Below are 20,227 nucleotides of genomic sequence, written 5' to 3' on the forward strand. Positions count from 1 at the left end.
GCATTTTTCCATAGCTTAGAACTCACCCAAAATCAACCTCTTATGAAAATGAAAAGCCTTTGGATGGTGCTGGCATTAATGCTCCCTTTAAGCCTCAGCGCCCAGGAAGTTGCTCTGCAACTGTATTCCCTTCGGAATGAAATGAAAGTCGACCCAGTCAAGTACCATCAGCTGATTTCCAAATGGGGTATTTCAGCTCTGGAAGGTGGTGGCAACTACGGGATGAGTGATTCCGAATACCAAAAGCTGTTGGCTGACAACAAACTTAGAATTGTGGGAGTTGGAGCGGATTACAATGTCCTGAAATCCGACCCTTCACAAATCATCAGCGAAGCAAAAAAATACGGGGCCAAATTCGCAACCTGCTATTGGATCCCTCATACTGACGGTCCTATCTCTTTGGAGGAAATCAAAGCCGCTACAGAACTTTTCAACAAAACAGGAGAAATGCTGGCAAAGGAAGGGATTACCTTGACCTACCATCCACATGGCTATGAATTTGCAGAAGCTGGCGAAGGAACCGTGATGGATTACATGCTTGATAATGCCCGAAATTTCGCCTTCAATATGGATGTCTATTGGGTAAAAATGGGTGGAGGAGATCCATTGGCCATTATGAAAAAATATCCCGGAAAATTCCCCCAGCTCCATCTGAAAGACCGAAAGAAAGGAACTCCCGGTTCTGCTAATGGTCATGGAGATGTAGAAACCAACGTTGTATTGGGAACAGGCGACATTGATATTGCAGGACTGATTGCAGAAGCCAAAAAACAAGGCACAAGCTATCTGGTAATCGAGGACGAAAGCAGCCGTTCAGTAACTCAGATTCCTAGGAGTGTCGCATTTATCCAAAAAGAACTGAAAAAATAAAGAGCAAAGGCCCACTTAAATTGGTGGGCCTTTACTTTTCAAAGCTTTTAGCATTTGACTTTAACAGGACTAAACTGTTTCAAATTCTTTTTATTTTACTGATGAAATTTTTACCCATTCATTTTTAAACTCTATACATATGAATCCTATTCCCTCTTCCTGGTTTTCTACTTACGAAGATCAAAATGCTCTGGTCAATGACGGGACCCAGATCACCAATCAGTACATTGCCGACATCCATTTGATCCAGCCCAATCTGAAATTTGACGTGCAGGTGATCATCAACACCACTCCTGCTCTGGTGTTTTTTGACCCAGCTACCAAGACCGTCAATTTGCCCTTTTGGGATCAGCTTTCTTCCGACTCAGTGGGTTTCTTCAACCAGATGGGAGGTTCTCCAGAAGAAGGGAAAAGGCTCTTTGGATTGTTTTTCAATGGATTTTACCTTCCACATGAATTAGGTCATGGCCTTCAGTTCTTCGCTAAAGGAGACGAGAAGGGTTCTTACAAAAACGAGTTTTTTGCCAACCAAGTAGGGCTATCCTGGTGGAGAAAACATCTGGAAGATTCCGACCTGAATGCCTGTTATGCCTTTGCCCAACATATTATTAGCATTCTCCCTGACCCGGTTCCGAAAGGTATGACCATTGAGCAATACTTCAATGAAAACTACGATAAGGTATCCAGCAACCCCTATATCTATGGATACATGCAGTTCAACCAGTTCATCCAAATCTATGAGGATAAAAACCTGCCTGATTTCGATACCTTGGTAAGTGATTATCTAAAAGCGAACGGGCTATAAAACAAGCCTCAGTTTTTTTAGTTAGCTTTCTGAAAAACATTAAATCCAAAAACCAATGAACAACAACAAGTTCTTCTTTTTGGCGATCATCTGTTTGATTGCCACCTCATTTTCAGCCTTTGCACAGTTGCAGCAACCAGCAATGAGCCCTGCGGCCCATGTTTCCCAGGTAGTTGGCTTTACCAAAATCAGCATTGATTATTCCTCTCCTGCAGTAAAAGGAAGGAAAGTCTTTGGAGAACTGGTAAAATATGGGGAAACCTGGAGAGCAGGTGCAAACGCCCAAACTGTTATCGAATTTAGCACAGGGGTAAGTGTAGGTGGAAAAAACCTTCCTGCTGGGAAATACTCCATTTTCGTGACACCAGCTGCAACAGGAGAATGGACAATTCACCTCAATAAAAAAGCAGAAAGCATCTATGCCTACATGAAAGATGGTAAAATCGATGAGTCAGCCCTTGCTGCGGATGATGCTGTAGCTGTCAAAGCCAATCCATCCGCTATGGGACCAACAGAGCGACTACAATACATGATTTCTGCCGAAAACAACAAGGTAGCCAAGGTAACCCTGGCATGGGAAAACACAGCTGTTTCCTTTATGGTCGACACTCAGGTTGATCAAAAAATGGAACAGTTTAAGAGCCAATTTTAAGATTGAGTAAGAAAGGAGAAGTCTTTTCAAACTTCTTAATTCTAACCTGTAGGCAATAAGCCTACAGGTTTTTTTATTCCTATTCAAGCACCATCCTAGATTATTCCCTAAATTTCAGCTTTGCCAGTTTCTTAAAAAAAATGAATTCACCTATCATCTCAGCAGAGCAGCTCGCTGCACAAATCGGTCAAGCAAATCTAATTCTAGTAGATGCCAGAAACACTCCGGATCCAAAATCAACTTTTTCCAAAGGGCATTTACAGGGAGCCAGATTTGTGGATCCAAATGAGGATTTGGCAAATATCAAGGAGAATTTAGCCGATGGAGGAAGACATCCTTTGCCGTCTGTGCCTGATTTCTGTTCTGTTCTGGGAAAACTGGGAATCACGCCGGAAAGCCATGTGGTGATTTACGATGACCAAAATGGTGCAAATTCAGCTGCCCGAATGTGGTGGATGTTAAAAGCCTTTGGTCACCAACAGGTTCAGGTTTTAGAAGGGGGAATCCAAGCCGGAATAACAGCCGGAATCCCTGTAGAATCCGGAACAGACTCCAACGAAGAGGCGCCTTCCTATCCAGGTAAAGCCTGGGAATTGGGCATTGCTTCCATGGAAGAAGTGGAGCGGATTTCAAAGGACAAGGATTATCTATTGATCGATGTCAGATCTCCGGAAAGGTATCGAGGAGAGCAGGAACCCATAGACTTGGTGGCAGGGCATATTCCGGGAGCTATCAATATCCCCCTCAATAGCAATATGGACGCAAATGGGAAATTTCAAGCTCCCGAAGAAATTGCAAAGAAATATACAGAGGTGTTTGGAGAGCGCTCCAATGAACATATCATTGTCCACTGCGGATCTGGGGTTTCTGCATGCCATACCTTACTTGCACTTGATTATGCAGGCTTGGGCATTCCAAAATTGTACGTTGGGTCTTGGAGCGAATGGAGCCGAAATGACAAACCCATTGGCAAAAGTGTATGACCCGATCGGGAAAAACAGCTGGAAAAAGAGTACAATCTCCTTCTGAGGAACGAGCCAATGCACTTTCCCATGGATTAGGCTTGGTTTTGGGAATTATTGGAATTCCCTTTCTGATTTTAAAAGCTTGGGAACAGGAGGACAGCAAGTTTCTCATTGGCGCGATTGCCTTTAGTATGGGAATTTTGATGGTGTATGGCTTTTCTACAGCCTATCATGCTGCAAAAGATTCAAGGAAAAAAGACAGACTGCAGATCATGGATCACGTTTCCATTTACTTTTTAATTGCAGGTTCGTATACTCCCATGGTTCTGGCAATCCTGAATACAGAAAAAGCCCTCCTCTTTCTTTCCATTATTTGGGTTTCGGTTTTAATCGGAACTTTTTTCAAACTCTTTTTCACCGGAAAATTCAAAACGCTATCTGTGATCATCTACCTTACCATGGGATGGCTGGCGGTCCTGTTTTTTAATGATTTGGTGGAAAAAATTCCTCTTGAAACTCTCATTTGGATTGGTGCAGGAGGTTTGAGTTATACCTTGGGTGTCTTTTTCTATGTTAAAAGCAACAGACCCTTTTTCCATACCATTTGGCATGTATTTGTTTTAGGAGGAACTGCAGCCCATTTCGTGGCAGTATATCAATTGGTGTCCAATTGATTGTTTATTGCCACTTTTCTTTCTTTCCAATAGGAACTAGTATCCACTGGTAAAATTTTATTCCGGCATTAGAGGGGATTTTCTATATTGGAACGAACCCAAAACCCGCTCTATGAATTTACAGTCACCCCAACCCACCCAAAGATTGGTGTCACTTGACGTGTACCGTGGACTCACGATGTTTCTCCTTGCAGCAGAAGCCTCTTTGATATACGATGCTTTTCTGGAAATTTTCCCCGAAGGAGTTACAGGCCATGGATTTTTCCTTCAGTTTACCCATCATGAATGGAACGGACTCCGATTTTGGGACTTGATACAGCCATTCTTCATGTTTATTGTAGGAGTGGCTATGCCTTTTTCCCTGAACAAGAGATTGGCACTCAGTGAGGACAGAAGCAAAGTCACCTTACACATTCTGAAGCGTTGTTTATTCCTATTTCTCTTTGGTACCGGTCTGCATTGTGTGTATTCGGGAAAACTGGTATTCGAACTCTGGAATGTCTTGACCCAGCTGTCCTTTACCATTCTAGTGACCTATTTTCTTTTGAGACAGCCTTGGAAAATTCAACTGGGAGTTTCCCTTGCCCTATTAGCTTTAACTGAAATCCTCTATCGGGTCTACAATCCCGAAGTTCCTTTTGAGCATGGAACCAATTTTGGCAACTATACCGACCAACTTTTGATGGGTAAGATCAACCGCGGTGGTTGGGTAGCTATCAATGCCATCCCTACCGCAGCCCATACTATTTGGGGGGCGATCTGTGGCAACTTGCTGCTTTCGGCCAAAGCTCCCTCAGAAAAAATCAAAACAATCGCATTTGCGGGAATCATTGGCTTGGTACTGGGTTATGGGCTGGATTGGGCAGGAATCACGCCTATTATCAAAAGAATCAGCACCACGGCATTTGTCTTTGCATCCGGTGGATTGGCATTACTTTCTCTGGCCTTTTTCTACTGGTGGGTAGATATCAAAAACCGAAGAAAAGGAATCTTTATATTCCTGATCGTAGGAATGAACTCCATCTTTATTTACCTCTTTGCCGAAGTTCTGGGACACCGCTGGCTATTTCAGTTTCTTGAAATCTTTACTACCGGCTTTTTAAGCTGGATGGGATTCGGAGAACACGGCCTTGCTTTGATTACCGCATTTGCAACCCTGGGAGCCATGTGGGGACTTTGTTACTTCCTCTATAGAAAAGGGATTTTCTTTAGGATATAAGAGTTCTTTCAAAATGGAAAATGAAAACAAAAAATCAATAAGAAAAATAAGACCAAAGGGCCTAAAGTAATCCAAAGGTATATTTTCCAGTACTTTTTTCTGACAGGTTCCTCCAGAAGAGTTAAAGGTTCTCCAATTGGAACCAGCCATTTATAAATCATTCTGGAAGCAAACCTCAATATGATCAAAGAGCCAAAAGCAAGAATTAAGGTCCATAATGCTTTATCATTTTCAGATTGAAAATGATATCGAAATCCAAATTGGGTGAGGATCAAAACTAAAATCCCCATCCCTGAAATCCAGGGTAAAAGAAGAAGTGAAAAAAGGCCATGTCTATAACTGGACAGGGTAATTTTCTCACCATATTTTTTATACTCTTCAGTATAAAATAAATTCCGAAATGCTAAAAAATACCTTTGAAGGAAGGAATGCATATCCTATTTGTGGATCAAAAATTCCCCATATCCACATCCTTGACAAACTGAATCAAACCCGGGAAGAAATGTTCTTGATCGTCATATTGAACTAGGTGGGCTCCTTCCGGGCAATGGAGATAGCGTCCGTTTTGAACTTGGGAAGCCATCCATTTCATATGCTCCGGATCCATGGTATCATATTGACTTCCCACTACCAAAGTCGGAACTGAGATGGTAGGCAATTGGCTTTTGACATCCCAGCCTTTCAGACTTGCACCGGGAGTGATCCCAAACTCGCTAAAACCCTGCATATAGACATAGACTCCCGGGTTCATATGTTTCATAGCCCGGTTGAAAGCCTCCGGCCACTCTTCCAAAGGTTTGCGCAATACATGTTCGGGGTAATAGTATTCCATCAGCAATTCACCATAACGGGGATTGGAAAAATCCTGATTTTGCTCCATCTCCATTACCTCCTCATACACCTCCTTGGGCATCTGAGGCCCCAAAACTTCCTTGGCATAGTTCTCATAATCTTCCAGACTTGCCATCATATTGGAGATGATCAGCCCCTTGAGTTTATCCTGATGACGGAAAGCGTATTCCATAGCCAATATTCCTCCCCAGGATTGGCCATATAGGTAAAAATTATCCTGATCCAAGCCCAAGGCCTGACGAACCTGCTCCACCTCATCCACAAAGCGCTCAATGGTCCAGAGGCTAGAATCCTCCGGCTGATCCGAATAATAGGAGCCCAACTGGTCGTAATAGATATACTCAATCCCCTCTTGAGGCAGATAGCCATCATAGCTCATGAAAATCTCATGGGTCCATCCTGGTCCTCCGTGAAGGAGCAAAACCTTTTGAGTGGGGTTATTTCCTACCCGTTTGGTCCAAACCTTGAATTCCCCTTTTGGAGTCTGTATCGGGATCATCCTGATCCCTCCCTCCCACTGATCATCCCGATTTGAAAAATCCAGATAGGATGATTCAGAAATAGCAACTTGGGTATCAGGGGACTTTTGGCAGGAAATCAAAAGGGAGAAAACCAAAAGCCAAAAAGGGATATTTTTTTTCATAGCTAGTATTTGAATGATTTTTTTGAAAATACGGGAAAAATTTTTGTAGCTCAACCTCATCTCTTTTTTAACAAAAAAATCCAAGCCTATCGGCTCGGATCTTTTCTATACATTCAAAAAACCCTAGACTTTTTCAACCCAGTCCACCCCTGTGTCCTTCCAGGCTCTTTCCTTGGCAGAATCGAGGACTGCCTCACAAACTTTTTGGGTTTCGAAGGCATCCCTGAAAGTTGGATGGCAAGGTTCACCGGTTTCTAGACTGTGAAAAAAGTCTGCAACCTGATGGATAAAGGAATGCTCATATCCAATGGAAGTTCCCGGGATCCACCAGCGACTCATGTAGGGATGATCTCCATCCGTGACGTGGATTGATCTCCAGCCTCTGAGTGTACCCTCATCATCATGGTCAAAGTATTCGAGACGGGTCAGGTCATGTAAATCCCAACGAATGGAAGCATGCTCACCGTTGATTTCAAAGGTATAAAGCGCCTTATGACCTCGGGCATATCTTGTAGCCTCAAACAGTCCCAAAGAACCGTTGGCAAAATGACACTGGAAGGTACAGGCATCATCGATTCCAACAGCCTGTTTTTCACCTGTGCCCTGATGCACACGTTCCTTGATAAAGGTTTCTGTCATGGCAGAGACATCCTTGATTCCTCCGTTGATCCACATGGCAGTATCGATACAGTGTGCCAGCAAATCCCCAGTCACCCCGGATCCAGCAGCGGCTACATCCAGTCTCCAAAGTGCATCTCCTCCCTGAGGCAGATCCGGACTGATGGTCCAGTCCTGAAGGAAGTTGGCTCGGTAATGGAAGATTTTACCAAGTTTTCCTGAGGCTACGATATTCTTCGCCAAGGTCACAGCTGGGATTCTTCTATAGTTATACCAAACCGTATTCTTCACTCCGGCTTCCTCCACGGCTTTTACCATTCCGGCAGCTTCTTCTACAGTTCTTGCCAAAGGCTTTTCACAAAGGATCATTTTTCCGGCTTTGGCTGCTGCAATGGCAATTTCCGCATGGGTGTCATTTGGAGTACAAATGTCCACAGCATCAATGTCATCCCTCTCAATAATTTTCCTCCAATCGGTTTCGTAGGATGCATAGCCCCATTGCTCAGCAAAGGCCTTAGCCTTTTCTTCCCTTCGGGAGCAGCAAGCCTGCAATACCGGGTTGTATTTATATTCTGGGAAAAAGTCAGCCAAACGCTTGTAGCCATTGGTATGGATCCGGCCCATCAATCCTGTTCCGATTAGGCCGATTCGTATAAGTTTTTTATCGCTCATTGTTTAGAAATTTAAATTTGAAAGATTAGAGGTTTGGAAAATCGCAAGGAAGGTTTGGGAAGTAGAAACTATTGAACTCAGGAGGCTTTGCTCCTTTCATGTCCTGTTATCACCCTTATTTCTTAATTCCCTATATCCTTCACAAATCACTCTTTCCAGCCATGCGCTTCCCGCACTTTGATCATCGCTGCTAGGATATCGTTCCAGGTTTGCTGGTTTTCCATCACTGCATTTGGGAACATACAACCGTCCCAACAGATGTGCTTGAATGCTTTGGTCAGGTTTCCATTTTCATCCCTCAACCAGTAGCCTGCATCGTGAGCAATATCCAGGAGTCCATTTGGATCTGTCGCCTGGCAGTGCCTTCCTGTTTTGTCATGGGAGCCAGAACCGAAAACAGAACCGTCATTTTGCGCCACATGAAAGTCTATGGTCCAAGGACGAAGGGCATCCGTAACCGTCTTCAAAGCTGCTTTGATCGCCTCTCGGTCATGCAAGTCTGCATCTGCAGGAAGGATTCTGTGCTCAGGAGCATTGTAGCCTAATGTATATAAAAAAGTATGGGACATATCTGCTTGGAAACCTATATTCGGACGATCCACCATTTCAAGGAGTTCTACCATGTGTTTCCAGCTATGCATGGCTCCCCAACAGATCTCTCCTTCTGCCGCGAGTTTTTCTCCAAAGCCGGCAGCTACATCACATGCCTCACGGAAAGTCTCTGCGATCTGCTTGGTATTTCCAACCGGGTCTTTGGCCCAATCGGATACTCCAGCAGCAGAATCAATTCTTACAACTCCATAATGGCGAACGCCGAGTTCTTTTAGCTTTTGGCCGAATTCACAGGATTTGCGCACCATTTCGACAAAAGTTTTTCTCTGCTCTGCGGTTCCCATTGCGGAACCGGCCCAAATGGGAGCAACCAAGGAACCTACGTTCAGATTGTATTTGGAGACTTTATCGGCCAGTTTCTTTGCTTCATCCGGATTGTTCAGATCAAAATGCGGTTCGAGCAGACCCACATCTATTCCATCAAATTTCACCCCATTGACTTCTGCGGCTGCAGTCATTTCAATAAGGGAATCAAAAGGAATTACCGGTTCGGAATCCGGGCCTTTGCCCACCAATCCCGGCCAAGTGGCGTTGTGGAGTTTGGGAAAGTTATTCATAATATTAAGGTTATAGGGTTATTTGATTCGAAAAAGAAAAGGCAGAGGGTAGATCCCTCTCCCTAGGATTATTTTACGATGAGATCCGGATTATCCGGGCCAAAGTGCTTCAGCATCACAATAGGATCAGTCTTGGAAAGGTTAGTGATTTTCACGCCTGCTTGTGCTGCCTGCTCGCTCACGAAGTACTCATCATGGGTCAATTGCCCGAAGCGGATCAGAGAGGGGGTTTCAATATCCCAAACTCCAAGCTTCCCATGGCCCTGCATCATGATAAAGCCATATGCACCGGAATCCTTGATGACCACCGTCTGACCTGGGAATACGGTCAATTCCTTTGCACTGTAATCATGGGAACGGTAGCAAATCCAGTTTTCATAATAACCTGCAGCATGCATGGTATTTACATCAGTCACCGGCAATGGCTCCATGTAGTGATTATCCATCAAATTAGGGTTGACATTGAGATCCCAATCGATCATTTCCACCAGAAGTTCGTAATCCCCCCATCGGTTTTTAGGAGTCGCATTCCATAGCAGTTCCTCTGGAATAATGGCTTCATTCACCAGAGATTGGTACATAGCGAAAATATCAGAAGCCTTTTGAGGCTCATAGGTACACAAACTACCTGGAGCATGAAGCATTCCTGGAGGCACATCCCAACCTGTTCCGGGTTGCAATCGGAAAGCCTGGGAGTAATTGGTGATCTTATTGTCCCCTTTATTGAAATTTTTAAGGCAATCCAAAATTGTTTCCTTGCTGGTTCCCGGAGCTATTCCGAAGAAGGTATAAGGGAAATCTCCCCCATGGTTATTCACCTGAGGAGGAAAATAGTATGCCTCAGGTTTTCCATTTTGTCCAGTCAGTTTTCCAAATTCATCACTCGGGTGAATATGATGTGGAAGAGGCCCCATATTGTCAAAAAATTTGGAGTACATGGGCCAGGACTTGTACTTGTTCCAAAGTCGGGAACCGATGATGTCTGCTCCCAGCTCATCTATGGCGTCCTTTAGTAGGAACAGTTCTGTTTTGCCTCCATCTTCGTAGGCAATATGGCTCAATCCTTCATTTTTGGAAGTAAGGGGGCCGTTTTCAGCAGGAGTAGTTGAGGCAAACCAACGCTCGTCAATCCCTCCTCGGGCACCTCCCAAAGCATAATAATCATCAGGGTGAAGCTTGATTCTCCTACCGGGTACGCAAAAGGAACGCGGCACCCAAGTTGGTGTCAATCTTAAAACTCCCTCGCCCTGTTCCAGGGCTTTTTTTGCTAAACTCATAGTATTGGTTATTAGGTAATTGAGTTATTGTTATTTGAAGATTGAAAGAATGAAACCTTCCAATTCATCATTTCTAATTCTACATTTTAAATCCCCTTGCTTTTTCTCCTGTCAACACTTCCAACCTCAAATCATAGGTTCTGCTTTCCCCGGGTTCGAGAAGGATCAAGGTTCCGTTTTCCCTTGCCGCAGCCTGACCAATTGGTGGATGGGTGGCCGGTTCAAGGGCCGTTACGTATTCGTTTTTTCCCCAGTGCTGCCAGTTGATCAACCAGGGCATCTGATCTTTGGAGAAGGAGATTTTCAAAGCCAAGCCCAATTGATCATTGGCATAGCCACAGGTCACCATTCCTTCTGAATCAGCCTGGGGATCAATAAAGGCCACATCCTCCCCAAATCCTGTATGCTCCTCCATGGGTGGGGCACAGAGTGTAAATTCATGTACCCTATTGAACTTCGTGTTATTGGCATCCGTAGCTTTGGGCTTCTTTTCCCCTTCCCACACGATCCTCGTCCCCTCATCAATCAGAGGCCATCCGCAATTGATATGATATAGGATCATATGAGGTGCGGGGGAATTTCCACGATTGGTCACCCTGTCCTGGATTCGGATTTCAGCAGAACCTATGCTCCCGGAAACAGATCTCAACATCTCCAGGCTAGGACCAAAGGTGGTCGTTTCCCGCACTTTGGCTACAATCTCAAAGCTGAGATCCCCGAAAAATATATCCGGCTGCCGTATGGAAATGAGTTCGGCAGGCGTATTGGAATAATTCCCGTGAAGTCCCCTTGTACCACTTTCATCCGAATTGGGCGGTCCCGCATTGGAAAGACCACAGGTGGTCAACAAGCCACCTCCAAAAGTTCTCAACCAGTCGATCCCTTGATTGGAAAAAGGCTGAGGGCCTGTCAAGCCTGCATGGGAAATCCAAGCCAGGCTGTTTTGATTGAAGAAAGCATCCAGGATATCCATTCCCCGATCGAGCACCAATTTGTATCGGAGCCCGGTACCGGTATTGATCCAAGCGATTCGAACATTGCGCCCCGGACCATTATCCAAGACTGAGGTTTCGATTCCCCCGAGTTGCTGGGAATTTGAGAGCTTATATTTCCAATTGCCGATGTCGGAAAGATTCATTTGCTAGGATTAAAAGGATTGGTAACCTATAAAAAAGAGCCTCTGAGACTGTCCTGCCCTATATGGGTTAGACATTTCTGCCGGATAGGAAATTAGCCAAAAAGACAGGGAAGATTCTGCCGTTTGTCAAAAATTGAGTCGAAAAATTGGGTTGGTGCTGCAAAGGCCGATCAATGCCAACAAAACTTAAAAAAGAAAGGCGCAGTATTCAACTGCGCCTTTCTTTTAGGATAACCCGGAAGATTCTCCGAGTTTTTGTTTTAATCATTGATCGAGTTTACATTTTTTTCAACTGGATATTTTTAAACATCACCTTCATTGGAGGACCCACATGGACCTGAAAGCCCATCAAACCAGAAAGCATTCTATTTTTCGCATCCTCATCATGGACTTCACTCATTAATACCCCATTGACATAATGTTTCATTACATTTCCTTTGATCACGAGATGAATAGAATTCCAGTCCCCTTTTTTGATCAGATTACCGAGTTCTTCGCGATCTCCCAATTCCTCCACAAGATTGAGTCCTTTCCAGGCATTTCGCTCCACATAGCCACGAACCTCAGTAATGCTATCCGGCTGAGAAGTAATTCGCGTCTTCTGGCCACGGTAAGCCAAAGTAGTCCGTTTTCTTTCCTCGTAATTTTGACCGGTGTAGCGATTGCCTCCGTCAATATCCGCCTGATAACCACGAAGTGCATAGGGAACCTCTGTAAAGCGATCACTTCGATATTGCACGCCGGAATTACCCTTTTCTGAAATCCAGTAATCCACTTTCAGCTCAAAGTCGCCCAATTCTCCGCCTTTCCAAATGATGAAGGTATTGGCTTTGAGTATAGTTTCAGGTGTAATTTCCCCAACAATCGCCCCATCTTTTACCGACCAATACACAGGGTTGTACTCCCATCCATCCAGAGTTTTTCCATCAAAAATGGACACAAAATCCGATTCCTTTTCCTTGGACATAAAGCCCGCAAGGAAAAGTACAGTAGCCGTCAAAACGGCCACTGACTTTAATGTATATGAAGTTGAGAGTTTCATTGTTCTGACCCTTCAGGTTGATAAACAGCGTGATTTGGATTGCCCGCAGAAATCAGATAGGCCATCAAATCCTTCAGTTCTTCCTCATTCATTCGGTTGATCAATCCTGGGAACATGATGGAAACATCTGAGTTTTTGGTGATCAAAACCGAGCTTTTAGGAACTGTACGGATCACGTCCGGAGAGAATGGATTTTGGGAAACATAATAATTCTGCTCATCCTCATCAGTGATTCTTCCGACAACAGAGCCTCCTTCTTTCAACTCCAATACGGTGGCATGATACTGTTCAGAGATCACAGCGCTTGGATTGATTGTAGCTTCGAGAATATCCTTAGGAGAAAAGCGCGTTCCCAATTGGGTAAGATCAGGCCCGATAATGCCTCCTTCTCCCTGAATGGTATGGCAGGACTGACACATGGCAGCTGCATACATTGCCTTTCCTTTGACAAGATCTCTGCCATGCAGGTTTTCTACCAAAGGAAGTGCTTCCTCCACGGTCCATCTTCTTCCCGGTCCTTCAGGCTGAACACCAGTATTGGCAATGTCATTTCCACTTGCCGTCAACAGTTTTCCTCCGGAGAGTTCATCGTATTTTTCAAAGTCAGCTTTGTCTACATTGGCCAAAGCCATTTTTCTAGCTCGGTCCAAGAAGCCCACATAACTTCTGCCTCCTTTGTAATTGGTCAGCGCATTTTTGATCCAACTAAAATATTCATCACGCATTTCAGGAGTCCAACCTTTGTCTGCACCACCCAAAACTGTCGCAAAGTAAGTCGCCTGAGCAGGTGGCACATTTGCCAGCATATTGGCAATATCCATTCCGTATTGAGGGTTTCTGAACACCAAGTCAGAGGAAGCTGTAAACGTCTTTTGGTAGTTCTCATCATCCTTGGCTGTTTTTAGGAGAGCAAGGGTTTTCTCTACTGCATCCGGAGCATCAAGATATACCAAAAGCACACTCAGGGAGCGGTTTAGCATATTGTCATTGGAAGGGTAGTTGGGATCCAAATAATCAATCAATTTGGATTTCACACCACTGGCAACCTGTCCATGTCTGTACAAAATCACCTCAATAGTTCTCAGCAGATCCTGCTTTCCTTTATCAGATAGGGCTCCATAGTCTATTCCCATCAGGGCATTCAACATTGGTGTTGCATCTGCATCAGAAGCGTGATGTGCCAAGGCTAACATGGCATGGGTTAATTTCACAGGGTCTTTTTCAGAAAGTGCTTTTTCCTTCCAGCTGGAAACCGGCTGATGTTCCAATACCAAGCGTGCTGCATACTGCACGTAACGATCCGAATGGTTTAAATTGTCCCAAGCTAAATCCAGTCCTTCTGCCGGAGTACCGTCCACATGGTACTGCTCCAACTCTCTTCTCAAAAGGTTTTCCTCTGGCAAATCCGCCAATGTCAAAGGCTTGTATTCGCTTTCGTTGATGTCACCCGCGTAATGAATTCTGTACACATCAGATTCCAATCTTCTACCTCCGGTCATGAAATACATGGCTCCATCCGGACCGATTTCCCCATCTGTCAATGGAAGTGGTGAGCCGGAAATAAATTCCTCCGCGGTAGCATCATAGGAAGCTCCTGAAGGTGTCAGGTTGATGGCATAAATAATTCCAAAGCTCCAATCAAAGGCATACAGTGCTTTTCTGTATTTGGCCGGAAACTTAGCGTTAGTACCAAACATAGCATTGGTTGGGGAACCCTGTCCAATGTTCAAAACAGCCGGCAGGTTGTCCGGGTAATTGGGAGACCATTTGGAATTACCGGTTCTCCATCCGAATTCAGACCCGCTGGTCACATGATTGATTCGGGTAGGTCTATACCAAGGCATCCCAAAATCCCATTCCATATCCGCGTCATAGGCAAACAAATCTCCAACCTCATTGTAGGCAAAATCAAAGGCATTTCTAAAACCTGCACTTATCAATTCCCAATCCTTGCCTTCAGGATCGATTTTGGCAATCCATCCACCGGGGGCCATTCGCTCATTGGCATGGCCTCTTGGGTCTTTGATCAATGGGAAAAGATTATCCTCATCCCATACTCTAGGCAATCTGTAGGAGTTCATCTCCGGCACATCCACATGGTTCCCCGCGATCAGGTAAATGGATTTGCCATCGGGAGTAAGTTTCATGCTGTGAGGGCCGTGCTCACCGGGCTGACCTTTCAATATTCGGATTTCTGTAACAGTCTCATATTGATCATCCCCATCCAAGTCCTGAATTCTATAAAGACCTGTATTGCGGCTGAAAGTCTCGTTGGCATTGTGGTTTACCATCACATAGATGGAATTGAAGGCATAAAGTAAGCCCTGTGCATAGCCCATACCCACCTGAGGCTCGGATACATGTCCAATGATCATTTTTTCCACTTTTGGAGTCAGGTCTGGGGAACCCACTGGCGGGATTTCCAACCTATATAGAAAACCATACTGATCAGCAGCGATGAGTCGGTTTTTGTCGTCAAAAGTCATGGCTACCCATGAGCCCTGTTCGTTTTCTCCAGGACTGTAAATATGCTCAGCTACAAAACCTTCGGGCAGCTTGAGTTTGTCAATTTTTGGGTTCCCCGTCAGCTGCCGGGTACTTTCTTCCTTTTTGGCACAAGAAACTGAAATAAACAGCACTGCCATAAAGAAGCTTATACTTCTGATTGTAGTTTTAAGAACCATAAGAATTGGGTTTGTTGCTAATCGTATTCATAAAATTGATTGAATTTCAAATTGGCGAAATTTTATTCCATTCCGAAGCCATTCATGCAGAGTATTTTGCTTCCTGTCAAATTAAGACCACTTCTGAAAGCAAATCCACTTCTGCTTTTATTAAAGTAACCCAACATCGATAAATGGGAAAACCATTTAAAGACGTTGGGCTAAGTAATCAACCTATCTAGCTTATGAAATTAGAAATATGGGCTCAGGTCAGATTCTGCCGCAGGTAGCGGATAGAATTTGCTGAGGTTTGTAAATGCATTGGATCTTGGCACTGCTCCGGCCACCGGTGGATAGTAGTAATCCAATGGATTGGCAATGATACGCTGACCATAAGGAACAATGATTTCCTGGATGCGATCCGTACGTGCGATATCAAACCAGCGCTTGTTTTCAAATGCCAGTTCCACTCTTCGCTCACGGAAAATCGCCTCTCTCAATTCAGCTTGCCCACTTGCTGAGGTATCATCCAAATCCGCTCGGTTTCGAACCATATTCAGATAACCTGCCGCCTCTGAAGTTTTACCCTGCTCATTGAGAGCCTCTGCCAAGAAGAGTAGGGTTTCTGCATACCGGTAAATAATCCAGTTGGTACCATGGTTTCCATGAAGAGAATGAGGCTTCGCGTGCTTTTTGATATAAGGATAAACTTTGTCATCCCGGAAACTTCCTGAAAGCTCTACATAGCCAATGGACACATCCTTTCTCAGGTCACCTTCCTCGTAGGCCTGGATAATATCCGGAGTAGGGATATTGTTTCCTTCCCCGTCAATATTCTGAGGATTGGAAGTGCCAGTGATTGGCTGAAGTTCCGAGGCACTGATAGGTCGAGGCATGAAGTTGTAAATAAAGCTACCATTCAAACCTGCGGCGCCTTCCAAAAACTGCACTTCAAAGATGGATTCCAAATTGTTCTTGTTTGCAGCATTTCCAGGAAAAACATCTTCGTAATTCTCAATCAAACCATATTCTCCACTGTTGACAATAGCCTTCAGCAAGCTCTCAGCTTCTGACCAGTTTTTACGGTTGATATACACGTTGGCAAGCAGCATTCTGGCAGCTCCTGCAGAAGCTCTTCCTAACTCCTGCTGCGACTTTTCAGGCAAAAGCGGAACAGCCGCAGTGAGGTCACTGATTATCTGAGCAAACAATTCCTCCTCTGTAGCCAAAGGAAGGGCAGCCTCTTCTCTGGTAGCAACCGGAGTCAGATGCAATGGAACACTTCCGAAATAACGAACCAATTCGAAATAGGCATAAGCTCTCAAGAACAAAGCCTGCCCCTTCACATTGGCTTTGGCAGCCGCATCGAAATCCACATCATCTATCAGGGCCAAAATCTGGTTGGTTCTGGAGATGATCAGGTAATCCTGACGATATTGGTTCAATACGTGCGTATTGGAAGTCAGTCCATTGGCCTCTGGCACAGCAAAATCCGCGATATCCTCCTGCTGCTCCGTAGCACCAAAAAGGATGTTTCTGGCATAGTAGGTATTGTCGGAGTGCATCTCTCCTAACAACCAGGAACGGTCATTGGTGATTGTTCTCAATGGAACATAGGCTGCATTGACCGCTTGCTCGAAATCGCTTTGGGTTTTGAAGAAAGTAGCCGAACTCAACTGGGTTTCAGGCACCACTTCCAGAAAATCCTCACCACATCCGGTCAATAGCAGTCCGGAGGTCAATAAGGTTATGATATATTTTTTCATGATCTTGTCTTTTTTAGGTGAATTCAACATACCTGATTAGAAATTGATGTTTGCTCCGAACGTAACCGTAACTGGAATCGGATAACCAAACAGGTCAACTCCCGGGCTCAGGTTACCACCATCACCAGCTCCATTATTCTGCATACTAACTTCAGGGTTAGATCCACCCCAATAAGGAGTCCAGGTGATCAGGTTCTGAACAGAACCATAAATACGGGCTGATTTCATGAACTTGTTGGTCTTATTCACTGTATAACCGACTGTGACGTTTTTGATGGTCAAGTAAGAGGCATCCCACACGAAGTTGCTATTTGCCCAGTCACGCTCGATACCGGTCACGTTACCTCCACCTACAGTGGTTCCAAAGATTCCCTCTCCAGGGTCCTGTGGAGAACGGAAGCGATCAGTAGCCTTTCTCACCATGTTGAATACCCCATCCAGGTTGGCAGTACTATAAAGGTGTCTCATGTACAACTGGTTGCCGTAAGAACCCTGACCTGTGATGCTCATATCCCAGTTCTTGTACTTGAAGTTTTGAACAAAACCATAGGTGAACTTAGGGAACGGATTTCCGATGATGGCACGGTCATCATTGTCCCCTCCGATGGAGATAATTCCATCTCCATTCACATCCTTCAGCTTGATACTACCTACTGTGGATCGTCCAGGAACCTGAGGAGAATTGGCTAAATCTTCCGCATTCATGTAATTGCCCAGCTTGATCAATCCGTAGAATTGTCCAAAAGGCTGACCTACTTGGGTAATGTGAAAATTACCATACACCCTATCAATGCCTTCGGCAAGAGAAACTACCTCATTTCTATTGATGGATAGATTGACGCTACTGTTCCAGGTAAATGCCCCTACTACAGGAATAGCATTGATGGAGAATTCATGTCCCCAGAATTTGATCTCACCAATATTATCATTGAAGTTTGTGAAACCGGATTCCTGAGGTACCTGCACCGAATACAAGAGATTGGTTGTACGTTTCTGGTAGAAATCATACACAAACTGGATTCTGTCATCCCACAATCCCAAATCCAAACCAGCATCAAAGGATGCAGTTGTTTCCCAACCCAGTCTGGTATTTGCCAGGGAAGTAACAGCTGCTCCAGAAGCTACGTTGTTTCCAAAAACAGCATTGATGGTATTGTTTACCAATGCATACTGAGTGAAGTTACCGATGTTGTTGTTACCGGTCACACCGTAGCTGGCTCGCACTTTTGCAAAAGAAACGGTTGGATTATCCACCAAAAATCCCTCATCAGACATTACCCAACCCACAGAAGTGGATGGGAACACACCCCAACGGTTATCCAAACCAAAACGGGAAGAACCATCCGCTCTCAAAGAAGCGGTGAACAGGTACTTGCCTTTGTAGTTATAAGTCAATCTTGAAAGAACAGAAGAAAGCGACCATTCTCCTACATCAGAGAAGGTTCCTCCTCGGTTGATGTTGATTGCACCCTGAATAGTTGGCAGTCTGTCATCAGCATAAGTATCTGCCTGGATGCGGGTACGCTCCATTCTATAGGTCTGGTTGGTGTAACCAACCAACATCTCAAAGTTATGATCATTGAAGCTTCTGGTGTAAGTAGCCAAGTTCTCATTCAACCAAGATAGGCTTGATATATTATCCCGTACGGACTGGGCAACTGTAGGAATCGAAACGTTGATTCTTGAAGTTGCGGTGGAAGGGTTGAAAGAGAAGAATTTGCTATCTCTGATCTCTGTACTGAAGCTAGACTTGAGCGTTAACCCTTTGATTGGCTGATATTGTACATAGGAAGTGGTCAGTAAGTTAACCTGGTCTGTCTCGTTTACCAGTTCATTTGCAGACCTTACCCAGTTAGGATACGCAAAAATATTTCCGGTATAAGACGGGAATCTGTTAAAGTAAGTCAACTCACCGGCTTCATCATAGATCGGCATCACGGGCCAAGTGTGAATGGCGTTGAATAGAATACCTGTACCTCTTGTACCGTCAGTCTGAGGGGTATTATCATAAATATAGCTAGGAGCCAGGTTGACACCCACACTCACTTTGTCAGACACATCATAATCCGCATTCATTCGGAAAGAATAGCGCTGATAATCCGTGTTGACAACAACCCCCTTCTGATCAAAGACACCGGCAATTACCGAAGTTCTCAATCTATCCTTGTTGGATGTCAAAGTCAGGTTATAACTGGTAATCGGTGCCGTTCTAAGTACAGCATCATACCAGTCATTATTTTTACCTCTATATATGGAGGGATTTTGAAAAATATCAGGAACTGGCTGTCCTGCGTCTTCATAGTATTCTTTCTTAAACTGGGCAAATTCCTCCGCATTCATCATTTCAAGTCTGCCCCTAACAGGCACCTTTTGCCAACCGGTGAAGACATTCAAGTTTACATTGGTCTGCCCTGATTTTCCTCTTTTCGTAGTGATCAAAACTACGCCGTTTGCTGCTCTTGATCCATACAATGAAGTCGATGCGGCGTCCTTCAAGACTGTAATATCTTCGATCTCATCCGGGTTGAGGGTATTGATGTTGCCGGTGATTGGAAATCCATCCACCACATAAAGAGGATCACTACCTGCCGTCACGGACAACTGACCTCTGATCCTTACAGTAAGTCCTTGTCCCGGCTTACCGGTTGTTTGGTTGATTTGCACCCCAGCCAATCGGCCTTGTAACTTTTGTCCAATGGTGGAAACAGGCAAATCCTGAAGTTCCTCGGATTTTACCGTTTGAACAGCTCCGGTCACTTCCCGTTTCAACTGACTACCATAGCCGACTACCACAACTTCGGTCAAGTCCGAAGTGGAAAGCGGAAGAGCTACCTGAATGTTGTTTGTACCAGAAGCGACTGCTACTTCTTGAGAGGTAAAACCTACAAAACTTACAACGAGCACCTCCCCAACAGAGGCTTCAATAGTAAAGCTCCCATCGATGTCAGTGACGGTCCCCTTTTGGGTACCTTTGATCATGACAAGAGCTCCAGGTATAGGTTCATTGTCTCCTTCGGAAACAACCACCCCACTTATGGATCGGGTTTGGGCCTGAGCCTGTATACTCAGGGTAAAGAGTAATAATAAAAACCCAACTAGCGGGATTTTTATTCTAGACAGATAGTGGTTTTTCATAATTCAGGGTTTATGATTAATTGTTAAAACATCAACCAATTAGCCTATACCAAACCCTTTTTCTATC

General features: G+C 44.5%; 15 protein-coding genes. 6 read left to right on the forward strand and 9 right to left on the reverse strand.

Features of this window, described 5'->3' with window-relative positions; genetic code table 11:
• The first annotated feature begins 42 nt into the window (after nucleotides 1-42).
• From P2G54_RS06435 to P2G54_RS06460, 6 genes are all read left to right on the forward strand, one after another.
• The gene (locus tag P2G54_RS06435) at nucleotides 43-870 is read left to right on the forward strand and encodes a sugar phosphate isomerase/epimerase (protein WP_275869353.1); all 828 of its coding nucleotides are present in this window, start codon (nucleotides 43-45) and stop codon (nucleotides 868-870) included.
• Between the two features lie 139 nt (nucleotides 871-1,009).
• Entirely contained in the window at nucleotides 1,010-1,675 is a 666-nt protein-coding gene (locus P2G54_RS06440) for a hypothetical protein (RefSeq protein WP_275869355.1), read from the forward strand.
• Between the two features lie 55 nt (nucleotides 1,676-1,730).
• Complete coding sequence (locus P2G54_RS06445) at nucleotides 1,731-2,327, forward strand: DUF2911 domain-containing protein (RefSeq protein ID WP_275869357.1); 597 nt, start codon at nucleotides 1,731-1,733, stop codon at nucleotides 2,325-2,327.
• A gap of 140 nt (nucleotides 2,328-2,467) precedes the next feature.
• Complete coding sequence (locus tag P2G54_RS06450) at nucleotides 2,468-3,310, forward strand: sulfurtransferase (protein WP_275869359.1); 843 nt, start codon at nucleotides 2,468-2,470, stop codon at nucleotides 3,308-3,310.
• Nucleotides 3,307-3,966 carry a hemolysin III family protein gene (locus P2G54_RS06455; RefSeq protein ID WP_275869361.1) on the forward strand — a complete coding sequence of 220 codons (660 nt, stop codon included), beginning with the start codon at nucleotides 3,307-3,309 and terminating at the stop codon, nucleotides 3,964-3,966. The genes P2G54_RS06450 and P2G54_RS06455 overlap by 4 nt, the downstream gene beginning before the upstream one ends.
• 112 nt (nucleotides 3,967-4,078) lie before the next feature.
• Nucleotides 4,079-5,185, forward strand: coding sequence for a DUF5009 domain-containing protein (locus P2G54_RS06460; RefSeq protein WP_275869363.1), 1,107 nt, complete (start codon nucleotides 4,079-4,081; stop codon nucleotides 5,183-5,185).
• A gap of 448 nt (nucleotides 5,186-5,633) precedes the next feature.
• Here the strand turns inward: P2G54_RS06460 and P2G54_RS06465 are convergent, their stop codons facing one another.
• From P2G54_RS06465 to P2G54_RS06505, 9 genes are all read right to left on the reverse strand, one after another.
• A complete protein-coding gene (locus tag P2G54_RS06465; RefSeq protein ID WP_275869365.1) occupies nucleotides 5,634-6,680 on the reverse strand; it encodes a proline iminopeptidase-family hydrolase in 1,047 nt (348 codons plus the stop codon).
• Between the two features lie 123 nt (nucleotides 6,681-6,803).
• Nucleotides 6,804-7,970, reverse strand: a complete 1,167-nt coding sequence (locus tag P2G54_RS06470; protein ID WP_275869367.1) for a Gfo/Idh/MocA family oxidoreductase — start codon at nucleotides 7,968-7,970, stop codon at nucleotides 6,804-6,806.
• A gap of 146 nt (nucleotides 7,971-8,116) precedes the next feature.
• Nucleotides 8,117-9,139 carry a TIM barrel protein gene (locus tag P2G54_RS06475; protein WP_275869369.1) on the reverse strand — a complete coding sequence of 341 codons (1,023 nt, stop codon included), beginning with the start codon at nucleotides 9,137-9,139 and terminating at the stop codon, nucleotides 8,117-8,119.
• Between the two features lie 68 nt (nucleotides 9,140-9,207).
• On the reverse strand, nucleotides 9,208-10,416 hold the full coding sequence (locus P2G54_RS06480) for a hypothetical protein (RefSeq protein ID WP_275869372.1): 1,209 nt from the start codon (nucleotides 10,414-10,416) through the stop codon (nucleotides 9,208-9,210).
• A gap of 79 nt (nucleotides 10,417-10,495) precedes the next feature.
• The gene (locus P2G54_RS06485) at nucleotides 10,496-11,554 is read right to left on the reverse strand and encodes an aldose 1-epimerase family protein (protein WP_275869374.1); all 1,059 of its coding nucleotides are present in this window, start codon (nucleotides 11,552-11,554) and stop codon (nucleotides 10,496-10,498) included.
• A gap of 277 nt (nucleotides 11,555-11,831) precedes the next feature.
• On the reverse strand, nucleotides 11,832-12,596 hold the full coding sequence (locus P2G54_RS06490) for a DUF1080 domain-containing protein (RefSeq protein WP_275869377.1): 765 nt from the start codon (nucleotides 12,594-12,596) through the stop codon (nucleotides 11,832-11,834).
• Nucleotides 12,593-15,280: a c-type cytochrome gene (locus tag P2G54_RS06495; RefSeq protein WP_275869379.1), complete on the reverse strand. Its 2,688-nt coding sequence runs from the start codon at nucleotides 15,278-15,280 to the stop codon at nucleotides 12,593-12,595. Before P2G54_RS06495 ends, P2G54_RS06490 begins: the two co-directional genes overlap by 4 nt.
• Nucleotides 15,281-15,510: 230 nt before the next feature.
• Nucleotides 15,511-17,025, reverse strand: coding sequence for a RagB/SusD family nutrient uptake outer membrane protein (locus P2G54_RS06500; protein ID WP_275869382.1), 1,515 nt, complete (start codon nucleotides 17,023-17,025; stop codon nucleotides 15,511-15,513).
• Nucleotides 17,026-17,061: 36 nt separating this feature from the next.
• Nucleotides 17,062-20,160, reverse strand: a complete 3,099-nt coding sequence (locus P2G54_RS06505) for a TonB-dependent receptor (RefSeq protein WP_275869384.1) — start codon at nucleotides 20,158-20,160, stop codon at nucleotides 17,062-17,064.
• Nucleotides 20,161-20,227 lie beyond the last annotated feature (67 nt).

This window comes from Algoriphagus sp. CAU 1675 (assembly GCF_029222925.1).
Taxonomy (GTDB): Bacteria; Bacteroidota; Bacteroidia; order Cytophagales; family Cyclobacteriaceae; genus Algoriphagus.